The sequence below is a fragment of the Pseudomonas sp. ANT_J12 genome, from assembly GCF_008370045.1.
GTDB lineage: Bacteria > Pseudomonadota > Gammaproteobacteria > Pseudomonadales > Pseudomonadaceae > Aquipseudomonas.
In genome coordinates this window covers 25,290-49,610 of sequence record NZ_VOBN01000006.1, presented here as the reverse complement: position 1 = coordinate 49,610, position 24,321 = coordinate 25,290, and the positions used below count along the sequence as shown (strand labels likewise).

23 protein-coding genes and 1 pseudogene are annotated in these 24,321 nt (G+C 60.6%); 14 read left to right on the top strand and 10 right to left on the bottom strand.

What is annotated here, in order from left to right:
* The first annotated feature begins 116 nt into the window (after positions 1 to 116).
* Both hemF and aroE read left to right on the top strand, forming a co-directional pair.
* Positions 117 to 1,031 (top strand): oxygen-dependent coproporphyrinogen oxidase, encoded by a 915-nt coding sequence (gene hemF / locus FQ192_RS15095; protein WP_149659317.1) that lies wholly within the window; start codon positions 117 to 119, stop codon positions 1,029 to 1,031.
* A gap of 13 nt (positions 1,032 to 1,044) precedes the next feature.
* Positions 1,045 to 1,866 (top strand): shikimate dehydrogenase, encoded by an 822-nt coding sequence (gene aroE / locus FQ192_RS15090; protein ID WP_149659316.1) that lies wholly within the window; start codon positions 1,045 to 1,047, stop codon positions 1,864 to 1,866.
* Between the two features lie 95 nt (positions 1,867 to 1,961).
* On the opposite strand, the gene FQ192_RS15085 is transcribed toward aroE, so the two are convergent.
* From FQ192_RS15085 to betC, 3 genes are all read right to left on the bottom strand, one after another.
* Positions 1,962 to 3,530, bottom strand: coding sequence for a SulP family inorganic anion transporter (locus FQ192_RS15085; protein ID WP_149659315.1), 1,569 nt, complete (start codon positions 3,528 to 3,530; stop codon positions 1,962 to 1,964).
* A gap of 170 nt (positions 3,531 to 3,700) precedes the next feature.
* Positions 3,701 to 4,618 (bottom strand): choline ABC transporter substrate-binding protein, encoded by a 918-nt coding sequence (choX, locus tag FQ192_RS15080; RefSeq protein WP_149659314.1) that lies wholly within the window; start codon positions 4,616 to 4,618, stop codon positions 3,701 to 3,703.
* A 16-nt stretch (positions 4,619 to 4,634) separates the two neighbouring features.
* On the bottom strand, positions 4,635 to 6,149 hold the full coding sequence (gene betC, locus FQ192_RS15075; RefSeq protein ID WP_149659313.1) for a choline-sulfatase: 1,515 nt from the start codon (positions 6,147 to 6,149) through the stop codon (positions 4,635 to 4,637).
* A gap of 114 nt (positions 6,150 to 6,263) precedes the next feature.
* Here betC and FQ192_RS15070 point away from each other — a divergent pair, with 114 nt between their 5' ends.
* Complete coding sequence (locus tag FQ192_RS15070) at positions 6,264 to 7,214, top strand: LysR family transcriptional regulator (RefSeq protein WP_149659312.1); 951 nt, start codon at positions 6,264 to 6,266, stop codon at positions 7,212 to 7,214.
* A 13-nt stretch (positions 7,215 to 7,227) separates the two neighbouring features.
* Here FQ192_RS15070 and FQ192_RS15065 read toward each other — a convergent pair whose 3' ends face one another.
* The gene (locus FQ192_RS15065; protein ID WP_149659311.1) at positions 7,228 to 7,893 is read right to left on the bottom strand and encodes an NAD(P)-dependent oxidoreductase; all 666 of its coding nucleotides are present in this window, start codon (positions 7,891 to 7,893) and stop codon (positions 7,228 to 7,230) included.
* Positions 7,894 to 7,977: 84 nt separating this feature from the next.
* Here FQ192_RS15065 and FQ192_RS15060 point away from each other — a divergent pair, with 84 nt between their 5' ends.
* Positions 7,978 to 8,304, top strand: coding sequence for a DOPA 4,5-dioxygenase family protein (locus tag FQ192_RS15060; protein WP_149659310.1), 327 nt, complete (start codon positions 7,978 to 7,980; stop codon positions 8,302 to 8,304).
* Here the strand turns inward: FQ192_RS15060 and FQ192_RS15055 are convergent, their stop codons facing one another.
* Positions 8,305 to 8,706 carry a GFA family protein gene (locus tag FQ192_RS15055; protein ID WP_149659309.1) on the bottom strand — a complete coding sequence of 134 codons (402 nt, stop codon included), beginning with the start codon at positions 8,704 to 8,706 and terminating at the stop codon, positions 8,305 to 8,307.
* Between the two features lie 319 nt (positions 8,707 to 9,025).
* Between FQ192_RS15055 and FQ192_RS15050 the strand changes: the two genes are divergently transcribed.
* The 10 genes and pseudogenes from FQ192_RS15050 to FQ192_RS35035 all read left to right on the top strand — a co-directional run.
* Positions 9,026 to 10,333: a CitMHS family transporter gene (locus tag FQ192_RS15050; protein ID WP_149659308.1), complete on the top strand. Its 1,308-nt coding sequence runs from the start codon at positions 9,026 to 9,028 to the stop codon at positions 10,331 to 10,333.
* A gap of 84 nt (positions 10,334 to 10,417) precedes the next feature.
* Positions 10,418 to 11,185, top strand: a complete 768-nt coding sequence (locus FQ192_RS15045) for a TerC family protein (RefSeq protein ID WP_149659307.1) — start codon at positions 10,418 to 10,420, stop codon at positions 11,183 to 11,185.
* A 387-nt stretch (positions 11,186 to 11,572) separates the two neighbouring features.
* Entirely contained in the window at positions 11,573 to 13,231 is a 1,659-nt protein-coding gene (locus tag FQ192_RS15035; protein ID WP_149659306.1) for a Na/Pi cotransporter family protein, read from the top strand.
* A 52-nt stretch (positions 13,232 to 13,283) separates the two neighbouring features.
* The gene (locus FQ192_RS15030; RefSeq protein ID WP_149659305.1) at positions 13,284 to 14,660 is read left to right on the top strand and encodes a pitrilysin family protein; all 1,377 of its coding nucleotides are present in this window, start codon (positions 13,284 to 13,286) and stop codon (positions 14,658 to 14,660) included.
* A gap of 245 nt (positions 14,661 to 14,905) precedes the next feature.
* Positions 14,906 to 15,934, top strand: a complete 1,029-nt coding sequence (locus FQ192_RS15025; protein WP_149659304.1) for a DUF5924 family protein — start codon at positions 14,906 to 14,908, stop codon at positions 15,932 to 15,934.
* Positions 15,935 to 15,989: 55 nt separating this feature from the next.
* Positions 15,990 to 17,138, top strand: a complete 1,149-nt coding sequence (locus FQ192_RS15020) for an ABC transporter permease (RefSeq protein WP_149659303.1) — start codon at positions 15,990 to 15,992, stop codon at positions 17,136 to 17,138.
* Positions 17,135 to 17,938, top strand: coding sequence for an ABC transporter ATP-binding protein (locus FQ192_RS15015; RefSeq protein ID WP_123515405.1), 804 nt, complete (start codon positions 17,135 to 17,137; stop codon positions 17,936 to 17,938). The genes FQ192_RS15020 and FQ192_RS15015 overlap by 4 nt, the downstream gene beginning before the upstream one ends.
* 1 nt (position 17,939) lies before the next feature.
* On the top strand, positions 17,940 to 18,878 hold the full coding sequence (locus tag FQ192_RS15010) for an MlaD family protein (RefSeq protein ID WP_149659302.1): 939 nt from the start codon (positions 17,940 to 17,942) through the stop codon (positions 18,876 to 18,878).
* Positions 18,875 to 19,501 (top strand): ABC-type transport auxiliary lipoprotein family protein, encoded by a 627-nt coding sequence (locus tag FQ192_RS15005; RefSeq protein ID WP_149659301.1) that lies wholly within the window; start codon positions 18,875 to 18,877, stop codon positions 19,499 to 19,501. The genes FQ192_RS15010 and FQ192_RS15005 overlap by 4 nt, the downstream gene beginning before the upstream one ends.
* A 15-nt stretch (positions 19,502 to 19,516) precedes the next feature.
* Positions 19,517 to 19,609, top strand: a pseudogene (locus FQ192_RS35035) (N-acetyltransferase); the annotation flags it as partial.
* A 28-nt stretch (positions 19,610 to 19,637) separates the two neighbouring features.
* On the opposite strand, the gene FQ192_RS15000 reads toward FQ192_RS35035, so the two are convergent.
* The 5 genes from FQ192_RS15000 to FQ192_RS14975 all read right to left on the bottom strand — a co-directional run bounded on the left by FQ192_RS15000 (position 19,638) and on the right by FQ192_RS14975 (position 24,114).
* On the bottom strand, positions 19,638 to 20,867 hold the full coding sequence (locus FQ192_RS15000) for a nucleoside recognition domain-containing protein (protein WP_149659300.1): 1,230 nt from the start codon (positions 20,865 to 20,867) through the stop codon (positions 19,638 to 19,640).
* Between the two features lie 213 nt (positions 20,868 to 21,080).
* Positions 21,081 to 22,412, bottom strand: a complete 1,332-nt coding sequence (gltP, locus tag FQ192_RS14995) for a glutamate/aspartate:proton symporter GltP (protein ID WP_123408509.1) — start codon at positions 22,410 to 22,412, stop codon at positions 21,081 to 21,083.
* A gap of 701 nt (positions 22,413 to 23,113) precedes the next feature.
* On the bottom strand, positions 23,114 to 23,578 hold the full coding sequence (locus FQ192_RS14985) for an inhibitor of vertebrate lysozyme family protein (RefSeq protein ID WP_149659299.1): 465 nt from the start codon (positions 23,576 to 23,578) through the stop codon (positions 23,114 to 23,116).
* 2 nt (positions 23,579 to 23,580) lie between these two features.
* Positions 23,581 to 23,745: a DUF1328 domain-containing protein gene (locus FQ192_RS14980; RefSeq protein WP_003177151.1), complete on the bottom strand. Its 165-nt coding sequence runs from the start codon at positions 23,743 to 23,745 to the stop codon at positions 23,581 to 23,583.
* Positions 23,746 to 23,826: 81 nt separating this feature from the next.
* Positions 23,827 to 24,114: a hypothetical protein gene (locus FQ192_RS14975; protein ID WP_149659298.1), complete on the bottom strand. Its 288-nt coding sequence runs from the start codon at positions 24,112 to 24,114 to the stop codon at positions 23,827 to 23,829.
* Between the last annotated feature and the right edge of the window lie 207 nt (positions 24,115 to 24,321).

Below are 24,321 nucleotides of genomic sequence, written 5' to 3'. Positions count from 1 at the left end.
GCTTGATCTTCGTCAACTGCGGCAGGTGTATCGGCGATGTTATGCTACGCGCCCATTTGCGCCGGCCCCCGCTCCCGTGGCGCGCCGCGTAGTTTTGCCCGATTCAAGGTGATGACATGACGACCCGCACCGAGGCCGTAAAAGCCTACCTGCTCGACCTGCAAGACCGCATTTGCGCCGCCCTGGAAACCGAGGACGGCGGCACGCGCTTCGTCGAAGACGCCTGGACCCGCCCGGCCGGCGGTGGCGGTCGCACCCGGGTGATCGAAAACGGCGCCGTGATCGAAAAGGGCGGCGTCAACTTTTCCCACGTCTTTGGCAGCGGTCTCCCACCGTCCGCCAGCGCTCATCGGCCGGAACTGGCCGGGCGCGGCTTCGAAGCACTGGGCGTGTCGTTGGTGATTCACCCGCACAACCCCCATGTGCCGACGTCCCACGCCAATGTGCGCTTTTTCATCGCCGAAAAAGAAGGCGAAGAACCGGTCTGGTGGTTCGGCGGCGGCTTCGACCTGACCCCTTACTACGGCAATGAAGAAGACTGCGTGCACTGGCACCGCATCGCCGAGCAGGCCTGCGCGCCGTTCGGGGCGGACGTCTACCCGCGCTACAAGGCCTGGTGCGACACGTACTTCCACATCAAGCATCGTCACGAACCTCGGGGCATCGGCGGTCTGTTTTTTGATGACCTGAACGAATGGGACTTCGACACCAGTTTCGCCTTCATGCGCGCCATCGGTGATGCGTTCATCGACGCCTACCTGCCGATCGTGCAGCGGCGCAAGAACGATGCGTTCACTGAGAAACAGCGTGAGTTCCAGGAATTCCGCCGGGGTCGTTATGTCGAGTTCAACCTGGTTTACGACCGTGGCACGTTGTTCGGCCTGCAATCGGGTGGGCGTACCGAATCGATCCTCATGTCTCTGCCGCCGCAAGTGCGCTGGGGCTATGACTGGAAGGTCGAACCGGGCAGCGAGGAAGCGCGGTTGACCGAGTATTTCCTGCAAGATCGTGATTGGTTGGCCAAGGCTTGAACGAGGAATCCTGATGGATCGTTATGTCGTATTCGGTAACCCGATTGGCCACAGCAAGTCGCCGTTGATCCATCGCCTGTTTGCCGAGCAGACCGGTGAGCAATTGGACTACAGCACGTCGCTGGCGCCACTCGACGACTTTTCCGACTTTGCCCGGGCATTTTTCGCTGAAGGGCGTGGGGCGAATGTCACCGTGCCGTTCAAGGAAGACGCCTTTCGCCTGGCCGACAGCCTGACCGAGCGTGCGCAACGGGCCGGTGCGGTGAACACCCTGTGCAAACTGGCTGACGGCACGTTGTTGGGCGACAACACCGACGGCGCCGGGCTGGTGCGGGACCTGACGGTCAACGCCGGTTTCAGCCTCAAGGGCAAACGCATCCTGCTGCTGGGTGCTGGCGGCGCGGTGCGCGGTGCGCTGGAGCCTTTGCTGGCCGAGCAACCGGCGTCGCTGATCATCGCCAACCGCACCGTGGAAAAAGCCGAGTTGCTGGCGCATTTGTTTGCCGATTTGGGGCCGGTATCCGCCAGTGGTTTCGACTGGTTGCAAGAGCCGGTGGACCTGATCATCAACGCCACCTCCGCCAGCCTGTCAGGCGATGTACCACCGGTTGCCGCAAGTTTGATCGAACCGGGCAGGACGCTGTGCTACGACATGATGTACGGCAAGGAACCGACCTCGTTCTGCCGCTGGGCCAGCGAACACGGCGCGGCAATGGCGATGGACGGCTTGGGGATGCTGGCCGAGCAGGCGGCGGAAGCCTTCTACCTGTGGCGCGGCGTGCGGCCGGATACGGCGCCAGTGTTGGCCGAACTACGCCGCCAACTCGGCGCCTAACCCCGCCCTTGTAGGAGCGAGGCTTGCCCGCGAAGCTTTTGGCGTACCTGAGGACGCCTTCGCGGGCAAGCCTCGCTCCTACAGGGGGTCGTGTTTCAATCTTCGAATCGGATCGGGCATTTCTCCGCCCCTTCGAGTTTCCGCAACTCCTCCACCACCGGTGGCCGCGCCCCGCGCAACGTCAGGCTGCGATCCTGTTTAAGCAACCGCCGCGCCTCCTGGTGCAGCATCTCCACGCCTGAATAGTCGATGAAGTTTATGTGCTGCGCCTCGATCACCACCCGCGCACCATGCATCCGTTGCAGACGCACTTGCAGGTAATGGCTGGCGCCAAAGAAGATCGAGCCGCCGACCCGCAGGATGTCTTCATCGCCATCACGCCAATGCTGCACCCGCGGTTGCGAGGTGCGTTTGAGGTAGAAGAACAGCGAGGCCAGCACCCCGGCATAGATTGCGGTTTGCAATTCCAGCAGCAAAGTCGCGACACAGGTCAGGGCCATGACCACGAATTCGGCACGACTGACCCGCAGCAACGCACGAATACCGCGATGGTCCACCAGCCCCCAGGCGATCAACAAAATGCTGCCGGCCATGGCCGGGATCGGAATGTGCGCGATCAACCCGGCACCGAAGATCGCGAACAACGCCACCCACAACGCCGAGAACACCCCGGCCAGCGGTGAGCAGGCGCCCGCTTCATAACTCAGCCCCGAGCGAGTGAATGAACCGGCGGACAGCGACCCGGAAAAAAACGCCCCGACGATGTTGGATAACCCTTGGGCGCGGACTTCCTGGTTGGCGTCGAGCAATTGCTGCGAACGTGCCGACAGGGAACGGGCGATCGACAGGCTCGTCACCAACCCGAGCATGCCCACGGCGACCGCGCTCGGCAGCAGACGCAGGATCAATTCGAGGTCCAACGGCAGCGCGCTGAAGGGCGGCAACCGTCCGAAAAACGCACTGACCAATTTCACATGGCCGAACATCGACGGCCACAGCCACACCAGCAAACCGCTCAGGACCAGGGCGATCAGCAGCGTCGGCCAGCGCGGCAGTAACAGTTTCAACACGATACCGACCACCACCGTGGCCAGGCCCAGCACCAGCGAAGGTTTATCCACAGCCCCGAGATGCGTGATCAAGGTCATCAGGCTGTTGAGCGCCGTGGCCTGATTGGGCAATTCCAATCCCAGCAGGTTCGGCATCTGCCCGATGGCAATCACCACTGCCGCACCGAGGGTGAACCCCAGCACCACCGAGTGCGAGACGAAATTCACCAGCGCGCCGAAACGCAGCATCCCCAGCAACCACTGGAAAATCCCGGCCAGGAGTGTCAGAAGCAGGATCAGCGTGATGTAGTCCTGGGACGCGGGCACGGCCAGAGGACTGACGCTGGCGTACAGGACGATGGAAATGGCCGCCGTAGGACCGCAGATCAAATGCCACGACGAACCCCACAAACAGGCGATCAGCACCGGGATGATCGCGGCATACAAGCCGTATTCCGGTGGGAGACCGGCAATCAGCGCGTAGGCAATGGATTGCGGCAGCGCGAGAATCGCACCGCTGAGGCCGACGATCAGGTCACGCCCGACGCTGGCGCGGGTCTGCCGGGGCAGCCAACTGAGAAACGGGAAGAGTGAATGGCGGCTGGGGAAGGCCATGGGTCCTCTCGGGTGGGAGTTTGCGCAAAGGGTAACAGGACAGACGCTGATCGTTCCCACGCTCTGCGTGGGAATGCCGCCATGGACGCTCCGCGTCCGCTTCGGGAGGTGACGCGGAGCGTCACGGGGTGCATTCCCACGCAGAGCGTGGGAACGATCAGTGGAGAGTGTTAAAGCTTGGCTTTGACCGCCCCCAACGCCTCCTTGCCATCCACGGTCTTCACCCCATCCAGCCACTTATCCAGCACCGCCGGATTGGCCTTGATCCACGCCTTCACCGCCTCGGCATTGCTGACTTTCTTGTTCACCACCTCAGCCATGATGCTGTTTTCCATTTCCTGGGTAAAACTCAGGTTGGTCAGCAGCTTGCCCACGTTCGGGCAGGCCTGTGCATAACCTTTGCGGGTCAGTGTATAAACCGCGCCGGTGTCGCCGAAGTACTTCTCGCCGCCCTTGAGGTAATGCATTTTCAGCTGCACGTTCATCGGGTGCGGGGTCCAGCCGAGGAAGGTCACGAACTTCTGTTTCTTCACTGCGCGGGACACTTCGGCCAGCATCGCCTGCTCGCTGGACTCGATCAGCTTCCACTGACCCAGCTCAAAGTCGTTCTTCTTGATGATGTCCTGCAACGAGATGTTCGCCGGGGCGCCGGAGCCGATGCCGTAGATCTTTTTCTCGAACTTGTCGGCGTATTTGTTCAGGTCGGCAAAGTTATGCACACCCGCGTCCCACACATAGTCCGGGACCGCCAACGTGAATTCGGTGCCATCAAGGTTTTTCGCCAGTTGCGTGACATCGCCCGTGGCTACGAACTTGTCATAGAAGCCCTGCTGCGCTGGCATCCAGTTACCCAGGAACACATCCACCTGGCCGTCCTTCAAACCGCCAAAGGTAATCGGCACCGCGAGGGTGTCGACCTTGGCCTTGTAGCCCATGCCGTCCAGCAGAAACCCGGTGATGGCGTTAGTGGCGGCGATGTCGCTCCAGCCAGGATCGGCCATTTTCACCGTGTCGCATTGATCGGCGTAAACCGATGCACTGCCCAGAGCCAGAAGCCCGACCGTCAGTACTGTGGATAACCTTTGCATGGACTTCCCCTTCACATTATTGGTTTTGGCAGGGTTGTGGATAACGTGCTTTGCGCTCCAGATCATCGAGGTCGATGTGGTTGCGCATGTACTGCTGACTGGCGTCCACCAGCGGCTGGTGATCCCAGCTCTTCAGCTTGCCGATGGTCAGGGCGTCGGCGACGAAACGCCGGCGCCGTTGGCTGTCGAGCACCTGTTGGTGGATCGCCGGAATATTCCATTTGGCCCGGGCTTCGGCGAGAAAATCGTCGAACAGCTGGCGATGTTGCGGCGATTTGCTCAGTTCTTCCTGCTCGCGCGGGTCGTTGTGTACGTCGAAGAGTAGACAAGGGTCGTCTTCGCTGTAGATGAATTTGTAGGCGCCACGGCGGATCATCATCAACGGACTGATGGTGCCTTCGGCCATGTATTCGCCGAACACTTCGTCGTGACCGCCCTGCCCTTGCAGATGTGAAACCAGCGAGCGGCCGTCCAGCGGCAGATTGGCTTCCAGCGTTCCGCCCGCCAGTTCGACGAAGGTTGGCAGTAGATCCGCCGTGGAAACCGCCGCGCTGACCCGACCTGCCCCGAATTGTCCCGGCGCACTGATCAACAGTGGCACGCGGGCGGCCATTTCGAACCAGTGCATTTTGTACCAGAGGCCACGCTCGCCGAGCATGTCGCCATGGTCGCCGGAGAACACGATGATGGTGTCATCGATCAGGCCGGTTTCTTCGAGTGTTTGCAGGAGTTTGCCGACGTTGCTGTCGATATAGCTGCATGCTCCGAAGTACGCCCGACGTGCGTCGCGAATCTTATCCACAGGCAAAGGCTTGTTCCACAGGTCGTAGACCTTGAGCAAACGCTGGGAATGCGGGTCGAGTTCAGTCTGGGCCGGCGTTGTAGGCAACGGGATGTCGGCGTCGTCGTACATATCCCAAAACGCCTTGGGAATGGTGTACGGGTCGTGTGGGTGAGTCATCGACACGGTCAGGCAGAACGGCTGGTCGCCATCCTCGCGGATGTGGTCGAACAGGTATTGCTGGGCCTTGAACACCACCTCTTCGTCGAAATCCAGCTGATTGGTACGCACGCATGGCCCGGCTTGCAGCACCGACGACATGTTGTGATACCAGGTCGGGCGCACGTCCGGTTCGTCCCAGTTCACTGACCAGCCGTAATCGGCCGGATAGATGTCGCTGGTCAGGCGTTCTTCATAACCATGAAGCTGGTCCGGGCCGCAGAAATGCATCTTGCCCGACAGCGCCGTGCGGTAACCGAGACGCCGCAGGTAGTGGGCGTAGGTCGGAACATCGGCGGGGAAATCGGCCGCGTTGTCGTAGGCGCCGATCTTGCTCGGCAACTGACCGCTGACCAGGGTAAACCGCGACGGCGCGCACAACGGGCTGTTGCAATACGCGGCGTCGAACACCACGCCTTCGGCGGCGAGGCGGCTCAGATTCGGGAGTTTGATCGGCGAAGGCCCGTAGAACGGCAACATTGGCGCGGCCATCTGATCGGCCATGATGAAAAGAATATTCTTGCGCTTCATGTGATCGCGGCATTCCATAGTGAATATTTATGCGAGAGTGCTGCGATCGAGCATGGAGTCCATGCGTTTTACGGTAAAGCCCATGCACGGCAATGACTAGGATAAGCACAGCTTATGTATGACGCCCTTGGTGATTTGTCTCTGGACCTGCTGCGCGCCTTCGAGTCAGCGGCCCGTCAGCACAGCTTTACCGCGGCTGCGGTTGAGCTCGGCACCACGCAGCCTGCGATCAGTCAGCAGATCAAGCGGTTGGAGGAACAGCTCGGCACGCGGCTGTTCGATCGCATCTATCGCGGTATCGAATTGACCGAAACCGGGATGATCCTTTTCGAGCAGGTTCAGCTCGGTTTGCAGAATATCGATGCAGGGTTGACCGCAATCAGCGCTCAGCAATCACATGAAGTGCTGCAAGTCGCCACCGATTTCGCCTTCGCGGCGTATTGGCTGATGCCGCGCCTGCACCGCTTCCATGAAGCCAATCCGCAGGTCGATGTCAGCCTGGTTACCAGCGAGCGCAATCACAACATGCTGCGCACCGATATCGACGTGGCGATCCTGTTTGGCGATGGCCGCTTTAAACAGGGCGAAAGCCATTGGCTGTTCAGCGAGGAAGTGTTCCCGGTGTGCAGTCCGCTGTTGTTGAAGGAGCGCGCCCTGCCCTTGCCGATCCAGTCGCTGCTGGAGTTGCCGCTGCTGCACCTTCGCGGTGAAAACAGCGCCAATTGGTTCGACTGGAGCGGCGTATTCCGTGAGCTGGGGTTAACGTCCGCACCGGCACCGGGGCAGCTGCGTTTCGACAATTACACCTTGTTGATCCAGGCGGCGATCGGCGGCCAGGGCGTGGCCATCGGTTGGCGGCACCTTGTGGATAACTTGCTGGCCCAGGGTTTGTTGTGCCGGCCGATTGCCGACACGATTATTTCCCGGTTGGGTTATTACGTGGTGTTGCCCCAGCGCAAACGCCGTGGGGTGTTGATTAAACAGTTTGTGGATTGGTTGATGGCGGAGCAGGCCAGCAGTGCGCAGTCGTTGAACGGTTTGCCGTTACCGTCGATTGCGGTGTGAAAGGCTGGAATCTTTACGGTCCGGAAGCCGCCACAAAACTCACATGCTCCCCTAGGTGCAGGTTCAACCGCAGCTCATCGGCAATACCGACGGCCACCCGATTCAATCGCTCAAGCGCTTCGCCCAACCCCGGCTCCAGGCTGCTGCTGACCTGGCTGAAATGCTCGATGGTCAGCCCGGCAGCCCCGCGCGGCGCATCCACCAATGTCCAGTGCAGGCCGCTGCTTTGCAGGGCTTCGAGGATTTCTTCGGCGGCATGATGCTGAAGGTCGTCCTCGACTTCCGCTTCATCGAGTTCGGCAAAATCCCCCACTACGAACAACCGGCCAATGCCGGCGGCTTGCATGCCGTCAATCAGCGCATCCACCGCCAGCACCTGCTCGACCGGACCCGGCACGATGGTTTTTTCCACATGTTCGCTGTTGATCGGCAGGCCCGTTGCGTCCAGCAGACAGATCACCGCCGAACACCCGGCCACGCTTTGCTTGACCCGCTCGGCGTCGAACAGATCACCGTTCTTGGTGCGCAGGCCCGGACGTGGCGCCAGCGCGGTCAGGTCATCGAGAATCGCGATCACTTCATGCTGGCGCCGCAGCATTTCAGCCATCAGCGCACTGCCCAGGCTACTCATGGCACCATAGAGCACCACTTTCACCACCGGGGTTTCGGCATTTTTCATGGCTGAGTTCCTTGTTTCCTAACTATATGGTGTGTGACCTGTAGGAAACGGCAACGGTTCGACCGGGTTTTTCGAGAGGTTCAAATGCAGCAAATCACGGGCTATCACGCCCACGTCTATTTCGACGCCAGTACGATCGACCAGGCAAGGGCCTTGTGTGAACAGGCCGCAACCTTATTCCCGTTGAAGATGGGCCGCGTGCATGAGCGCCCGGTCGGTCCGCACCCGGACTGGAGCTGCCAGTTGGCGTTCGGGCCGGAACTCCTTGGCGAGGTGCTGCCGTGGCTGGTGTTAAACCGCAACGGTCTGGTGGTATTCCTGCACCCGGACACTGGCGATGACCTGCTCGATCACACCGAACACGCCGTGTGGATGGGCGCGATCCGGCCGTTGAACCTGTCTATTTTCTGATCAGATGTTTTCCTCGGCTTCACTGGGCAGGTGTTCGTCCAGGTGCAGCCAGGGCAAGCGGCTGTCGGTCCAGATGTGCCGGTCGGCCGGGGCCTGCTCCGGGTGATCGAGGGTGGCGATCGTCAGGTCAATGCTCTCGGGGCTGAGCTGCGTGATCAGGGCCACCTGTGCCCCACAGGTCGGGCAGAAATATCGCGCGCAGTGTTCAGAAGAGTCGTACCGCGCCGGTGTCCCACCTTTCCATTCAAACGCTGAGGCGGGCACGGTGATCCAGGTGGTCACGATCCCGCCGCTGACCCGCCGACAGATCGAGCAATGGCAGTGGGCGATGTCGTGCAGCGGCCCGCTGAATTGATAGCGCAGATGTCCGCAGTGGCAGCCGCCGGTATGAATTTTGTCCATTTTTTGCCTCCTGCCCCGTGTTTCGGGACGTTGAGCCCGTCCGACGGCCGGTTGCCCATCCGGTCAATGCTTTCACCAGCGAAAGCTGGCTGAAAGCTTTCCCCATTAGGATCGCCCCCACTACCGGCAACAGACCGGTTGGCCAATGCCTGTGTTTTATCGCTCGCACGGCCCAATTAACAACAACAATGGTGATTCTGATGTCTTCTGCTACCCGCCGCTTTGCCGCAACTCCCCCCGTACGCCTCGTGCTTCCCGTTCTGCGCTGACCCCACCCGGTTCGCCCATTCCCTAGCCGCGCTACGCCTGGAGTATTCCCATGCTGACTTTCCTTGGCTTTGCCATGGTCATCACGTTCATGTTCCTGATCATGACCAAGCGCCTGTCCGCGCTGATCGCCCTGATTATTATTCCAATCGTCTTTGCCCTGTTCGGCGGTTTTGCGCCGAAGATCGGCCCGATGATGCTCGAAGGCATCACCAAGCTTGCGCCGACCGGCGTGATGCTGATGTTCGCCATTCTGTACTTCGCCCTGATGATCGACTCCGGCCTGTTTGACCCGGCCGTGCGCAAGATCCTCAAACTGGTCAAGGGCGACCCGTTGAAAGTTTCGGTCGGTACCGCCGTTCTGGCGCTCGTTGTCTCCCTCGATGGTGACGGCGCGACCACTTATATGATCTGCGTGGCCGCCATGCTGCCGCTCTACAGCCGCATCGGCATGAGCCCGCGGATCATGGCCGGCCTGATCATCCTGGCCGGCGGCGTGATGAACATGACCCCGTGGGGCGGCCCGACCGCTCGTGCGGCGAGTGCGCTGCATGTGGACCCGTCGGACATTTTCGTGCCGATGATTCCGGCGATGCTGGCCGGTGTGGTGGCGATCCTGGCGATTGCCTACTTCTACGGCAAACGCGAGCGCGCGCGCCTGGGTGAATTGCACCTGGCGGGCGACGAAGTGGACCACAGCGAAATCAGCGTTTCGCAGTTCCCGGACGCCCGTCGTCCGAAGCTGATCTGGTTCAACGGCGCACTGACCCTGGCCCTGATGGGTACCTTGATCGCCGGCCTGTTGCCGCTGCCGGTGCTGTTCATGGTGGCCTTCAGTATCGCGATGATCGTCAATTATCCATGCCTGCAACAGCAGAAGGACCGTGTCGCGGCCCACGCTGGCAGCGTGTTGGCGGTGGTCGGTTTGATCTTCGCGGCCGGTATCTTCACCGGTATTCTGTCGGGCACCGGCATGGTCGATGCCATGTCGAAAAGTCTGTTGGCGGTTATCCCGGATTTCCTCGGCCCGTACCTGGCGGTGATCACGGCGCTGGTGAGCATGCCGTTCACGTTCTTCATGTCCAACGATGCATTTTATTACGGCGTGTTACCGGTTCTTGCCGAAGCCGCCAGCCATTACGGCATCACCGCCGTGGAAATGGCCCGTGCCTCGATTGTCGGCCAGCCCGTCCACCTGCTTAGCCCGCTGGTTCCATCGACTTATCTGTTGGTGGCCCTGGCCGGTATTGAATTTGGTGACCACCAGCGCTTCACTCTGAAATGGGCCGTTCTGGTGTGCCTCTGCATATTGGTTGCGGCGTTGCTGATGGGGATTTTTCCGGTTTTCAGCACTCTATAAATCAAAGACTCACCCCGACGGGGCCGCGCTTCGCTGGTTGAAGCCCGGCTCTTCTGGGTTTAACACTCGCTCAAAGGAATACACATGGAATGGCTGACCAACCCTGAAATCTGGGTTGCCTTCTTTACCCTGACTGCCCTGGAGATCGTCCTGGGCATCGACAACATCATCATGATTTCGATCCTGGTCAGCCGCATGCCCAAGCACATGCAAAAGCGCACCCGGCTGTTCGGCCTGGCCCTGGCCATGGTCACGCGGATCCTGTTGCTGCTGTCGATCACCTGGGTCATGCGCCTCACCGCCGACCTGTTCGAAGTGTTCGGCCAGGGCATTTCCGGGCGTGACCTGATTCTGTTCTTCGGTGGTCTGTTCCTGCTGTGGAAGAGCTCGCAAGAGATGTACCACGCGCTGGAAGGCGAAGACGAAACCAACGAAGAGCCCAGCGGCAAGGGCGGCAACTTCCTCTACACCATCATCCAGATCGCGATCATCGACATCGTGTTCTCGCTGGATTCGGTGATCACCGCCGTCGGCATGGTTTCCCACGTACCGGTCATGATCGCGGCGATCATCGTCGCCGTGCTGGTGATGATGTGGGCGTCCGGCACCATCAGCGAGTTCATCGACAAGCACCCGTCGCTGAAGATGCTGGCGCTGTCGTTCCTGCTGATCGTCGGTACCGTGCTGATTGCCGAATCCTTCGACGTGCACGTGCCAAAAGGCTACGTCTACTTCGCCATGGCGTTCTCGCTGGCCGTGGAAGCGATCAACATCAAGATGCGCACCGCGATTGCGAAAAAGAAGAAACAGCAGGATCCGGTGAAACTGCGCAAGGACATCCCGGGGCAGTAATCTGCTGTGATGGAGCCGGTGTGGCAAAGCTGCTTTTGTGGCGAGGGAGCTTGCTCCCGCTGGGCCGCGAAGCGGCCCCCATATCGGCGACGCGGTTTATCAGACGAACCGCATTCGCCGGTTTTACGACTGCTGCGCAGCCGAACGGGAGCAAGCTCCCTCGCCACAGTCATGCGGTGACTCCAAATATTGCGCAGGGGCCTTCGGGCCCCTTTTTCATCTCTGCATCAAGCTGTTTTTATGACAGTTTTGTTTCAAACACTTCTTTAGCTATGCGATGCTGGCGCCCAGACCGTTAGCCAACTACAGCTTAAGTACAGAACGTAGAACGTCGCGCGGTACCGTCAACTTGTCCCTTTGGGACGCTACCACCACAGGGGGCCCAGCATGCTGACCCTGCTCAATTTGCTTTCCGCCGTGACCTTGCTGATCTGGGGCACGCACATCGTCCGAACCGGCATCCTGCGGGTCTACGGTTCCAATCTGCGCCATGTGATTGGCCAGAACATGTCCAAGCGTGGCCTGGCGTTCATCGCCGGTATCGTCGTGACCGCCATGGTCCAGAGCAGCAACGCCACGGCCATGCTGGTCACTTCCTTTGTCGGGCAGGGCCTGATGGCGCTGACCCCGGCGCTGGCGACCATGCTCGGCGCCGACGTCGGTACGGCGCTGATGGCGCGGGTGCTGACGTTCGACCTGTCGTGGCTGTCGCCGCTGCTGATCTTCCTCGGGGTGATTTTCTTCCTGTCGCGCAAACAGACCCGCGTCGGACAAATGGGCCGGGTCGCCATCGGCCTGGGCCTGATCATCCTCGCGCTGCAACTGATCGTCGAAGCCGCCGCCCCGATCACACACGCCCAAGGGGTGAAGGTGATCTTCGCCTCCCTGACCGGCGACATCCTGCTCGATGCCCTGATTGGCGCGCTGTTCGCGATGATTTCCTACTCCAGCCTGGCCGCCGTCCTGCTGACCGCGACCCTGGCCGGTGCCGGTGTGATCAGCCTGCCGGTGGCCATCGGCCTGGTGATCGGCGCCAACATCGGCAGCGGTGTACTGGCGTTCATGAGCACCAGCATGCAGAACGCCGCCGGGCGCCAGGTGGCGCTGGGCAGCCTGTTGTACAAACTGATTGGGCTGTTGCTGATCATCCCGGTGCTCGACCCGCTGGTGCACTGGATCGACAGCCTGGATTTCAGCCCGCAGGAAATGGTCATTGGCTTCCACTTGCTCTACAACACCGCGCGTTGCCTGATCCTGTTGCCCAGCGTCGGGCCGATGGCCAGGCTCTGCGCCTGGTTGTTGCCGGAGCGCCCGGAACTCAACGGCATGGCCAAGCCCCGGCATCTGGACGCGACCGCGCTGGTCACCCCGAGCCTGGCGCTGGCCAACGCCGCCCGGGAAACCCTGCGCATTGGCGATCTGATCGACAACATGCTCGAAGCCATGCTCGACGTGTTGCACGGCAAACAGACCGCCGTCACCCAGGAAATGCGTCGCCACACCGATGACGTCGAAGCGCTCTACAGCGCGATCAAGCTCTACCTGGCGCAGATGCCCCGGGAAGACCTCAGCGATCAGGACAGTCGGCGCTGGGCGGAAATCATCGAGCTGGCGATCAACCTCAAACTCGCCAGCGACTTGATCGAACGCATGCTGCGCAAGGTCCAGCAGCAGAAGACTTCGCAGCGCCGGTCCTTTTCCGACGTCGGCCTGGAAGAGTTGGCGGGGTTGCACAGTCAGTTGATCTCCAATTTGCGCCTGGGGCTGTCGGTGTTCCTCAGCAGCGATCCGGAAAGCGCCCGGCAGTTGCTGCGCGAGAAACGTCGCTTTCGCGCACAGGAACGCCGCCTGGCCCATGCTCATGTCAGCCGTTTGCAACGTAAGATCGTGCAAAGTATCGAAACCAGTTCGTTGCACCTGGAGTTGATCGCCGACATGAAACGCTTGAATTCGCTGTTTTGCAGCAGTGCCTACGCGGTATTGGAAACGTCCGACACCGGTGCGCTGGCGGCTGACGATTTGGCGGACATCACGCATTCACCTTGAACGTCTGACGGTGTGGCCAGTCAGTAACAATGGTTCAGCCTGGAAGCTCGTTATGCGTTGTCTGTTGTTCGCCTGTCTGTTGCTCGGTTCATTCCCTTCGTTTGCCCTGGATCGTTTCCAGGTCGAAGGCTATGCGCTGCCCAACGGCCTGCAATTGCTGCTCAAGCCCGGCAATGACCGTGGGCATGTGGCGATTCGGCTGGTGGTCGGCGTCGGCATCGATGACTTCAAGTGCGATGAAAAGGAACTGCCGCACCTGCTCGAACACCTGCTGTTCAGCGGCATCGACGCCAGCGGTGAAGGGGGGCTGGAAGAACGCATGCAGGCCCTCGGCGGTGAATGGAACGCCTTCACGAGCAACGCCGATACCACCTTCGTGATCGAAGCCCCGGCGAAAAACCAGCGCAAGGTCCTCGACCTGTTGTTGGCGCTGCTGACCCAGACCCGATTCGACGACAACGCGATCAACGCCGCCAAGCAAGTGGTCGAGCGTGAAGACGGCGGCCACTATTCGCACCTGCAGCGCTGGATGGATCGTCAGGACCTGGGCCACACCGCCAGTAATCAACTGGCGGTGGAGCTGGGCCTCAAATGCCCCGAGCGGGCCGAAGTCGATCACCTGACCCGCGAGCAACTGGATAAGGTGCGCAAGGCCTGGTACGCCCCCAACAACATGACCCTGATCGTGGTCGGCGACCTCGACAAGCTGCTGCCGGCCTATCTGGAACGGGCCTGGGGGCCGCTTGAGGCGGTCGATCCGTCCGAGCATTTGCCGTTGCCGGACATCAAGACCAGCGCGGCCCATGAACGCAGCCTGATCCACGGTTTCGTCGGCGGTGGTGCGAAGTTGCACTGGCTGGTGCCGGAGCCGGTGCTGGAAGACATCCCCGATCAAGCCTTTGACCTGCTCAAGGATTACCTGGATTGGGCGCTCTATCGGCAGATGCGCCTGGCCCATGGTTTGTCCTACGGCCCGTGGGCCGAGCGCGAGTTGTTCGGCAGCGTCGGTTTCATGAGCCTGAATGCCGACCTTGAGCGCGAAAACGTCGACGAAGCCAAGCAAGTGCTGGAAGACATGAAGGCCGAGCTGCTCAAGAACGGCCTCGACGCCGAGACCTTCGACCGCCTCAAGCAAGCCGCTATCGCTCGCCAGTCCTGGGCCGTGCAAGGCAACAGCGCCCTGGCCGATTACTACTGGAGCGCCCTGGGGGATTACGAGGACGGACGCTTCACCAACCCGGCCAAGGAACTGCAAGGGGTGACGCTGGAAGAAGCGAACAAGGCCATGCGCGAGTTGCTGCTGCAGCCTGGGTATTTGCGGATCGAGAAGCCGTTGATCAGTGATGATCAGTTGTTGTGGGTGTTGGCAGGGGTGTTTGGGTTGCTGGTGCTGGGTGTGCTGGGCTGGCGCTTGCATCGCAAACACTAACTACCCTGTGGCGAGGGAGCTTGCTCCCGCTCGGCTGCGCAGCAGTCGTAAAACCAGCCAGGAAGATTTACCTGAAGAAATGCAGTGAATGGTTTTGGGGGCGCTTCGCACCCCAGCGGGAGCAAGCTCCCTCGCCACAGGTCATCATTCACTCTGGTTTTGTGGTTGCCTGAATGTGATCGCCACAAAAGCTCCTCGGCGTTACCCTGTCGAGGATTTTTCCTACGACTAATGTGAACCGCCGAATGCCTACCCTGCCCCTTATCGTCCAGCGCGGTCTTGAATTGATGAAGCGCTATCCGGGGGTGATTGCGCTCGGTGGTTTTATCTCCGGCGTCGGCAGTTTCATGCTGGTGGATCGCCAACAGGGTCTGGCGACCTGGATCACTACGATCATGCTGGTCAGCTGGGTGTGGCTGATGCTGGAAAACAGCCTCACGCAGCTGTTTACCCGGGTGTTCAAGCGAGAAATCCCCCAGCCGCTGCTGCGTTACGCGACGCAGATGATCCACCAGGAAAGCCTGTTTTTCGTCCTGCCGTTCTTCTTCATCACCACCACCTGGAACAGCGGCCAACTGTTTTTCACCGGGCTGCTGAGCATCTCGGCGCTGATTTCCATCATCGACCCGCTCTATTACAAATGGCTGGCCCCACGGCGCTGGGCGTTCCTCGCGTTGCACACCCTGACCCTGTTCGCCGCCCTGCTCACCGCCCTGCCCGTGATCCTGCACCTGACCACGTCCCAGAGTTTCAAACTGGCCCTGGGCATCGCCATGTTGTTGTCGTTCCCGAGCCTGGCGTCGATTTTCCCGATCCGCACCGTGCGCAACGCCCTGGCGATCCTGAGCATCACCCTCGGCATCGGCGCCCTCGGCTGGGTCCTGCGTTCGTGGGTGCCGCCGGCGACGCTGTGGATGACCGACGTCGCCATCAGCACGCAAATGCAGGACCGCACCCCCGGCGAGAGCCTGGACGAAGTCAGCGCCGAGCAGATTCGCGGCGGCGGACTCTACGCCTACACCGCGATCAATGCGCCGCGCGGGCTGGATGAGCGGATTTATCACGTGTGGCAGTTCAACGGCCAAGAAGTCGACCGCATCCCGCTGGACATCCACGGCGGGCGCAAGGAAGGCTACCGGGCCTGGACCCACAAGCAGAACTTCCCCGGCAACCCGGCGGGCAAATGGCAGGTTCGGGTGCTGACCGAAGACGGCCAAGTGATCGGCGTATTGCGCTTCGTGGTCAAGGACAGCACACCGATCAAAGAAAAGTAATCCGGTTCGTGCTATTACGTTAGACCTGCGTAACAACCGAACAAGCACGGAGCTTATGACCAGCAGCACATTGCCCGGCAGTGCCCAACTGGACACCTCCCACACCCCTGCACAGTTGCGGGTCACAGGTGACTGGACGCTTGCCCATTACGCTGACCTCAAGCGCCTGGGCGACAAACTGCGCGGCCAGTACGACGACAACACCCACATCGACCTCAATGGCCTCGGCGCGCTCGACACCGCCGGCGCCTCGCTGCTGGTGGAGCTGCTGGGTTCCGAGCGTCTGGGCCGATCGGCCGAACACCCCGAGTGCACAATCTCCAGCGCCGATCGCGCGTTGCTGCACACCGTCTATTGCTCGCTGACCGATTTCTGCGTGCCGCTCAAGGAACCGGAAACCAGCACCGGTATTCAACTGCTGACCCGCATCGGCCGCGCCGTCGACGCGGTCTGGCAGGACACTCTGCAACTGCTCGGCTTTGTCGGCCTGATCCTCGAAACCATCGCCCGTGGGCTGTTCCGCCCCAAGCGCTGGCGCATTACGCCGATGGTCGCGCACATCGAGCAGACCGGCCTCGATGCCGCGCCCATCGTCGCCCTGCTGACCTTTCTGGTCGGCGCAGTGGTGGCGTTTCTCGGGGCGACGGTGCTGGCGAGTTTCGGCGCGAGTATTTTCACCGTCGACCTGGTGGCGTTCTCCTTCCTGCGTGAGTTCGGCGTGTTGTTGACGGCGATCCTGATGGCCGGCCGCACCGCCAGTGCCTTTACCGCGCAGATCGGCTCGATGAAGGCCAACGAAGAAATTGACGCGATCCGCACCCTCGGTCTCGATCCGATGGAATTGCTCGTGGTCCCGCGTGTATTGGCGTTGCTGGTGGCGCTGCCGATGCTGACCTTCCTGGCGATGATCTCCGGGATTATCGGTGGCGGCGTGGTTTGCGCGGTGTCGCTGGGGATTTCCCCGGCGATGTTCCTGTCGCTGCTGCAAACCGACATTGGCGTTCAGCATTTTCTGGTGGGGATCGTCAAAGCGCCGATCTTCGCGTTTCTGATCGCGGCCATCGGTTGCCTGGAAGGCTTCAAGGTCAGCGGCAGCGCCGAATCCGTCGGTGCCCACACCACGTCCAGCGTGGTCCAGTCGATTTTCGTGGTGATCGTGCTTGATGCCGTGGCCGCGTTGTTTTTCATGGAGATGGGCTGGTGAGTCGACAACCCCGAGCGCCTTCCGAGGCGGTGATCGAAGTCCGTGGGTTGTGCAATCGCTTCGGCAGCCAGAGCGTGCACGAAAACCTCGACCTGGATTTGTACAAAGGTGAAATCCTCGCGGTGGTCGGCGGCTCCGGCAGCGGCAAGTCGGTGTTGCTGCGCAGCATTGTCGGCTTGCGCCAGCCCAGCGAAGGGGTGGTGAAGGTCTTCGGCAAGAACCTGCCGACGCTCTCCGAACACGAGCGCTCGATGGTTGAGCGGCGCTTCGGTGTGCTGTTCCAGAAAGGCGCGCTGTTCTCCTCGCTGACCGTGACCGAGAACGTCGCCCTGCCCTTGATCGAACACGCCGGCCTCAGCCGTGCCGATGCCGAGCACCTGGCGGCGGTGAAACTGGCGTTGGCCGGGTTGCCGCTGTCGGCGGCAGACAAATACCCGGCGTCCCTGTCCGGCGGCATGATCAAGCGTGCGGCGCTGGCCCGTGCCCTGGCGCTGGACCCGGACATCCTGTTTCTCGACGAACCCACCGCCGGCCTCGATCCGATTGGCGCCGCCGCGTTTGATCAACTGATTCTGACCCTGCGCGATGCCCTGGGCCTGAGCGTGTTCCTGGTGACTCACGACCTCGACACGCTCTACACCATCACCGACCGGGTGGCAGTGCTGGCGCAGAAGAAAGTGCTAGTGGCAGACGCCATCGACAAGGTCTCGGAAACCGACGACCCGTGGATTCACGAATACTTCCATGGCCCACGGGGCCGCGCGGCGCTGACGGCCGCTCAACAGCTTAACGAGGTCTGACATGGAAACCCGAGCCCATCATGTATTGATCGGCCTGTTCACCGTGATTGTGGTGGCGGGCGCCCTGCTCTTCGGTTTGTGGCTGGCCAAGTCCAGCGTCGACACCGAGTTCAAGGATTACGAAATCGTCTTCAATGAGGCGGTCAGCGGTCTGTCCAAGGGCAGCGCCGTGCAGTACAGCGGGATCAAGGTCGGTGACGTAGTGACCCTGCGCCTGGACCCGAAAGACCCGCGTCGGGTGCTGGCACGGATTCGACTTGGCGGCGACACGCCGATCAAGGAGGACACCGAGGCCAAACTGGCGCTGACCGGGATCACCGGCACCTCGATCATCCAGCTCAGTGGCGGCACGCCGCAAAGTCCCAAGCTGCGGGGCAAGGACGGCGAGTTGCCGACGATTGTCGCGGCGCCCTCGCCCATCGCCCGCCTGCTGAACGACAGTAACGACTTGATGGCCGGGGTGAACGTGTTGATGCACAACGCCAATCAGATGTTTTCGTCGGAGAACGTCGAGCGCATCAGCAAGACTCTTGAGCACCTGGAGCAAACCACCGGGACCATCGCCGAGCAGCGCGGCGATATTCGTCAGACGATGCAGCAACTGGCGTCGGTCGGCAAACAGGCCAACACCATGATGGAACAGACCTCGGCGCTGATGCGCAACGCCAATGGCCTGCTCAACGATCAGGGCAAGCAGATATTCGGCAGTGCCGAGCAGGCGATGAAGTCGCTGGAGCAGAGCAGCGCGACCATCAACAAGTTGCTGACCAACAATCAGGACTCCCTCAACAGCGGCATGCAGGGCCTCAATGGCCTGGCCCCGGCGGTGCGTGAATTGCGCGACACCCTGACCTCGCTGCGAGCCATTTCCCAGCGCCTGGAAGCCAACCCCAGCGGTTACCTGCTGGGCAGCGACAAGAACAAGGAATTCACGCCATGAAGCTGACTCACCTCGCCCTCCTCGCCGGTTTTGTGTTGGTCAGCGCCTGCTCGATCCTGCCCAAGGCCGAGCCGTCGGATGTCTATCGCTTACCGTCGGCTCAGAGCAGCGCAACGGTCAGCCACGGCACGCCGCAACGCTGGTCGCTGCGCCTGGCCAAGCCCCAGGCCAGCGAAGTGTTGAACAGCCCGAAAATCGCTGTAATCCCTCAAGGGGATCTGATCAGCAGCTACAAGGCGTCGCGCTGGAGCGATCCGGCACCGGTGCTGCTGCGTAATCGATTGCTGGACGGGTTTCAGCGCGATGGTCGGGTGTCGTTGTTGAGCACCGATGACAGCAATTTCCAGGCGGACCTGGAGTTGGGCGGGAGTCTGCAAGCGTTCCAGACGGAGTACCAGGGCCCGAACGCGAGTGTGGTCGTGCGCCTGGATGCGTTGTTGGTGCGTGGGTATGACCAGCGCATCCTCGCGAGCCGGCGCTTTGAAGTGCGTCAGCCGCTGAGCGATATGAAGGTGCCGGCGGTGGTGGCCGGGTTTGGCCAGGCCAGCGATCAGTTGACGGCGCAGGTGGTGGCTTGGGCGGTGGAGCAAGGGCAGAAGCTGGCGCCATCGCCAAGGCCCTGAAGGTCAGGCGTCTCATTGTGGCGAGGGAGCTTGCTCCCGCTGGGTCGCGAAGCGGCCCCAAAAGATGGGACTGCTGTGCAGTCCAACGGGAGCAAGCTCCCTCGCCACACAAGCCTTCTCCCATAAGGTGGTGTGGTTAGCCGAAGAACCAATAACAAACCCCGATCGCACCAACCACCCCGGCAAATTCCGCCAGCAACGCACACCCCACCGCGTGCCGCGCCCGCTGGATCCCCACTGCACCGAAGTACACCGCCAGTACATAGAACGTGGTTTCGGTACTGCCCTGGATCGTCGCCGCCACCAGCGCCGGGAAGCTGTCGACCCCGGAGGTCTTCATGGTTTCGATCAGCATCGCCCGGGCGGCGCTGCCGGAGAACGGTTTGACCATCGCCGTCGGCAAGGCGTCGACGAAGCGTGTGTCCCAACCGGCCCACTCCACCAGGTGCCGAATCCCGTCCAGCCCGAAGTCCAACGCCCCGGACGCGCGCAATACGCCCACCGCACACAGCATCGCCACCAGGTACGGCAGCAGGTTCTTCGCCACGTCGAAGCCTTCCTTCGCACCTTCGACGAACGCTTCGTAGACCTTCACTTTGCGCAACGCGCCAATGATCAGGAACAGCATGATCAGGCCGAACAGCGTCAGGTTGCCGAGGATCGAGGACAGCCCCGCCAACGCAGTCGCTGAGAGCGTCCCCAGCAGCGCCATGAAGGCACCCAGTGCCAACGCACCGGGAATCAGATACGCAAGCACCACCGGGTCCCACAGGCGCAGGCGTTGCATGAATGCCACGGACAACAGGCCGACGATGGTCGAGCAACTGGTGGCGAGCAGAATCGGCAGGAACACCAGCGTCGGGTCCGGCGCGCCTTGCTGGGCGCGGTACATGAAGATCGTCACCGGCAGCAGGGTCAGGGACGAGGCGTTGAGCACCAGGAACAGGATCTGCGCGTTGCTGGCAACCGTGGCGCTGGGGTTGAGTTCTTGCAGCGCCTTCATGGCCTTGAGGCCGATCGGCGTGGCGGCATTGTCCAGGCCCAGGCCATTGGCGGCGAAGTTGAGGGTGATCAGGCCGATGGCCGGGTGACCGGGCGGCACTTCCGGCATCAGGCGCAGGAACAACGGGCCCAGGGCCTTGGCCAGCCAGTCGACGATGCCAGCCTTCTCGGCAATCCGCAGAAAGCCCAGCCACAGGGTCAGAGTGCCGAACAACAGGACCATGACCTCCACCGACAGCTTGGCCATGGCGAAGATGCTTTCCACCATCGCCGCGAAGATCCCGGCATTGCCGCCGATCAGCCACTGCGCCAGCGCCGACACGGCGGCGACGATGAAGAAGCCAAGCCACAGGCCATTGAGCATCAGTTAAATCCCCCGAAGAATGCGGCGAATGATAGCGGGGTCGCCAGAAACGACAAACCCCGGATTTCTCCGGGGTTTGGTTTGGCACTGCGCCGATCACACCTATCCCCTGTAGGAGCGAGGCTTGCCCGCGAAGAGGCCGGTACATTCAACATCTGTGTTGACTGACACACCGCCTTCGCGGGCAAGCCTCGCTCCTACAAGGGCAACGCATCAGCTCTTGGAAATTTCACCTGCCGGCAATTTTTCCTTGCTGCGCCAGTGCGGCAGGGAGTTCCAGTAGCGCTCGCCCTTGGCGTCGTCGTACATGCCTTCCCAGCGCGAGATAACCAATACGGCCAGGGCATTGCCGATCACGTTCAACGCGGTACGGGCCATGTCCATGATGCGGTCGACACCGGCGATGAACGCCAGGCCTTCCAGCGGAATGCCGACGCTGCCCAGGGTGGCCAGCAGCACCACGAAGGACACGCCCGGTACACCGGCGATGCCTTTGGAGGTGACCATCAGGGTCAGCACCAGCAGCAATTGCTGGCTGATCGACAGGTCGATGCCGTAGAGCTGGGCAATGAAGATGGCCGCGATGCTCTGGTACAGGGTCGAACCGTCGAGGTTGAACGAATAACCGGTCGGCACCACGAAGCTGCAAATGGCTTTCGGCGCGCCGTAGGCTTCCATCTTCTCGATCACGCGCGGCAGCACGGTTTCGGAGCTGGCGGTGGAGTAAGCCAGTACCAGCTCATCCTTGAAGATGCGCATCAGCTTGATCACAGAGAAGCCGAACAGCTTGGCGATCAGGCCCAGCACCACGAAGGCGAAGAAGGCAATGGCGAAGTAAACCAGTACCACCAGCTTGGCCAGCGGCAGCAAGGAGGCGAAACCGAAGTTGGCCACGGTCACCGCGATCAGGGCGAACACGCCGATGGGCGCGTAGTTCATGATCATGTGGGTGACTTTGAACATGCTCTCGGACACGCCCTGGAACATCTTCACCAGCGGCTCACGCAGGTCCGATTGCAGGCTCGACAGGCCGAGACCGAACAACACGGAGAAGAAGATGATCGGCAGCATCTCGCCGCGGGCCATGGCCGCGAAGATGTTCGACGGGATCAGGTTGAGGATGGTTTCGATGAACGCGTGTTCATGCTGAACCTCGGCGGCAGTCGCCTGGTACTTGGAAATATCCACCGTACCCAGGGTGCTCATGTCGATGCCGGTGCCCGGATGGACCACGTTGGCCAGCACCAGACCGACCAGGATGGCGATGGTGGTGACGACTTCGAAGTAAAGGATGGTTTTGAGGCCGATGCGCCCGAGTTTCTTCGCATCACCCACGCCGGCAATACCCACCACCAGCGAGGAGATCACGATCGGGATCACGATCATCTTGATCAGACGGATAAAGATATCGCCCGCAGGTTGCAGGACGTTACTGATCCACCAGGCTTTTTCGGCGCTGAAATGGTTGAGCAGCGCACCGATTGCTATCCCCAATACCAGACCGATGAGGATCTGCCAGGCGAGGCTAAGCTTTGCCTTCTTCATATCATTACCCTTACTTCAGTTTGACTCGGGCAGATGCGCGAACTGGAACGCTCAGTAGCGGAAAAGTCTGTGCATCTGCCCCCGTATAAGGTGCCCCGAAGCGCGTATTTACGGCTCTTCGGCAGGCGAAAAAAGGCGCAACTATTCCGATGCAAGTAAGCGACGTCTAATGCCGTAAACGCCTACCCTATGCCGAATCGGCATGAGCTTTTTCAAATGAAACTGGCGTCTCAACCGGTTCGAATACGACATTTCGGCAGGCATAAGTGCCGTGAACCGGCCATTTCAGAGCAGCTTGGTTGTTTTTTAAACAGGATGATTCAGGTTAAAACTTGGGAAAAATCCTACGTTTAGCGACGAAATGTCATCGCACGAAAGGCGCAGGTTTCTCGATATACGGTCGCGAAGAAACACCGCGAAACGGTTTTGCGGGGAATATGCAGCAGAAGGGAATGAGCGAAATGCTCTAGATCAACGTTTTGCGCGTTTAAGCTCTTCGCAAGTCCGTCGAGCCACTCGGGGCCGGCGAACTTGCGTCGCAGCTTTTAATACCTGACCCGGCCCTTGCGCAGGCACTCCATGTGCCCGTAGGTCACTCCGACCCTGAAACAGTCAGAACGTCCCGACCCCTTGGTCATGCGCCGGCCTTCCTCGGGTGGCGCACTGGAGAGAAGCAAGGCTGCTCCTCTCGTGTTTCAAACTCAGTACCAGTTCGGATCTTTTTTCAGCGTTTCCATCAACAGCTTCTGCATGCCTTCATCAGGCTTCCCGAGGAAGCGGTAATCGGCATGGCGCGTCGGCGACTTGTCGGCGGGCAGACCCGCTGGCACTTGGATCCACATCGCGTACGCATCTTTCTTATCGAGACTGAATGCAACGATCAAGCGATTGCTCAGGCAGGTGTCCTGTTTCTCACACAACGGCCCGACCAGATACCCATCGCCATCTTCAGTAACGGCATTCATTTGGTCAGAGGTACCGGTCAGGTTCATCACCCATTCCGGCAGACGCTCTTCCTTCTTGACGACCTTTGTCCATGTTTCACGGTACTGCGGGTCCGAGCTCAACAGCTCATTGACCCGCGCTTGGCCATCATTGGCCGCCATCGCCATGGCACTACCGCCCAGAAGCAGGGCGGCTGCCAGTGTCTTGAACAAAACGCTCATATTCAGCCTCGACCGCGACGGCCAAAGAAGAACGATGCGATGAACATCACCAGGAACACGACAAAGAGAATCTTGGCGATACCCGTGGCGGTGCCCGCGATACCACCGAAGCCCAGTACGGCGGCGATGATGGCAATGATCAGGAATGTGATTGCCCAACTCAACATGGTGATTCTCCTTACGCTTCTATTTAGAGGTGATGCAGGTGGTGCTTTTCCCGGCGCAGCCATCGCGCCAAGTCCGGTTCTTTAGAACACCCAACGTTCCTGACGGGGCATCTGATCCACAGGCTGAGCCTGGTCGACGTCCATCATTCGCATTGGAGCGCTGTCAGCCAGGTTGCTGCTGACGGCGCTGAAGTGGGTCTGGGTAGCGTGTTGAATCGACAGGCGCGGCGCCTCTGGCTGCTGGCTCTGTTCCCAACGGACAAACTGCTGGCCGCCGATCAAGGTGATCGTGAGGGCGAGCATCGCGAACAAGCCCTGCTGGATATGCAGAGGCGAGATACGCAATTGGGCGGCACGTTGGCGATTCATCCTGTAGCTCCTCCACCTGAGTGGTCATCTTGTTGAAGGCGCTCATTCCGTGAATGCCTTGCGTTAACAAGACTATTGCAGCCTGCATGCCAGCTTTTTTATTAAAAAAATATCAATAAAATCAATTAGTTATGAATTAGTCGAAAATCGTTTCGCACGCATCCTGCACGATGGGGTCGTGGCAGTCGTGCGTAATGCACGAAAGAT

Bases quoted from the DNA above. Each gene is read 5' to 3' on its own strand.
- gltP (WP_123408509.1), bottom strand. From the start codon at position 22,412: ATGAAGAAGGCAAAGCTTAGCCTCGCCTGGCAGATCCTCATCGGTCTG.
- betC (WP_149659313.1), bottom strand. From the start codon at position 6,149: ATGAAGCGCAAGAATATTCTTTTCATCATGGCCGATCAGATGGCCGCG.
- choX (WP_149659314.1), bottom strand. From the start codon at position 4,618: ATGCAAAGGTTATCCACAGTACTGACGGTCGGGCTTCTGGCTCTGGGC.
- FQ192_RS15050 (WP_149659308.1), top strand. From the start codon at position 9,026: ATGCTGACTTTCCTTGGCTTTGCCATGGTCATCACGTTCATGTTCCTG.
- FQ192_RS15025 (WP_149659304.1), top strand. From the start codon at position 14,906: ATGCCTACCCTGCCCCTTATCGTCCAGCGCGGTCTTGAATTGATGAAG.
- FQ192_RS15010 (WP_149659302.1), top strand. From the start codon at position 17,940: ATGGAAACCCGAGCCCATCATGTATTGATCGGCCTGTTCACCGTGATT.
- FQ192_RS15035 (WP_149659306.1), top strand. From the start codon at position 11,573: ATGCTGACCCTGCTCAATTTGCTTTCCGCCGTGACCTTGCTGATCTGG.
- FQ192_RS14980 (WP_003177151.1), bottom strand. From the start codon at position 23,745: ATGTTGAGTTGGGCAATCACATTCCTGATCATTGCCATCATCGCCGCC.
- FQ192_RS15000 (WP_149659300.1), bottom strand. From the start codon at position 20,867: ATGCTCAATGGCCTGTGGCTTGGCTTCTTCATCGTCGCCGCCGTGTCG.
- hemF (WP_149659317.1), top strand. From the start codon at position 117: ATGACGACCCGCACCGAGGCCGTAAAAGCCTACCTGCTCGACCTGCAA.
- aroE (WP_149659316.1), top strand. From the start codon at position 1,045: ATGGATCGTTATGTCGTATTCGGTAACCCGATTGGCCACAGCAAGTCG.
- FQ192_RS15085 (WP_149659315.1), bottom strand. From the start codon at position 3,530: ATGGCCTTCCCCAGCCGCCATTCACTCTTCCCGTTTCTCAGTTGGCTG.
- FQ192_RS15020 (WP_149659303.1), top strand. From the start codon at position 15,990: ATGACCAGCAGCACATTGCCCGGCAGTGCCCAACTGGACACCTCCCAC.
- FQ192_RS15070 (WP_149659312.1), top strand. From the start codon at position 6,264: ATGTATGACGCCCTTGGTGATTTGTCTCTGGACCTGCTGCGCGCCTTC.
- FQ192_RS14975 (WP_149659298.1), bottom strand. From the start codon at position 24,114: ATGAATCGCCAACGTGCCGCCCAATTGCGTATCTCGCCTCTGCATATC.
- FQ192_RS15065 (WP_149659311.1), bottom strand. From the start codon at position 7,893: ATGAAAAATGCCGAAACCCCGGTGGTGAAAGTGGTGCTCTATGGTGCC.
- FQ192_RS15060 (WP_149659310.1), top strand. From the start codon at position 7,978: ATGCAGCAAATCACGGGCTATCACGCCCACGTCTATTTCGACGCCAGT.
- FQ192_RS14985 (WP_149659299.1), bottom strand. From the start codon at position 23,578: ATGAGCGTTTTGTTCAAGACACTGGCAGCCGCCCTGCTTCTGGGCGGT.
- FQ192_RS15005 (WP_149659301.1), top strand. From the start codon at position 18,875: ATGAAGCTGACTCACCTCGCCCTCCTCGCCGGTTTTGTGTTGGTCAGC.
- FQ192_RS15055 (WP_149659309.1), bottom strand. From the start codon at position 8,706: ATGGACAAAATTCATACCGGCGGCTGCCACTGCGGACATCTGCGCTAT.
- FQ192_RS15045 (WP_149659307.1), top strand. From the start codon at position 10,418: ATGGAATGGCTGACCAACCCTGAAATCTGGGTTGCCTTCTTTACCCTG.
- FQ192_RS15030 (WP_149659305.1), top strand. From the start codon at position 13,284: ATGCGTTGTCTGTTGTTCGCCTGTCTGTTGCTCGGTTCATTCCCTTCG.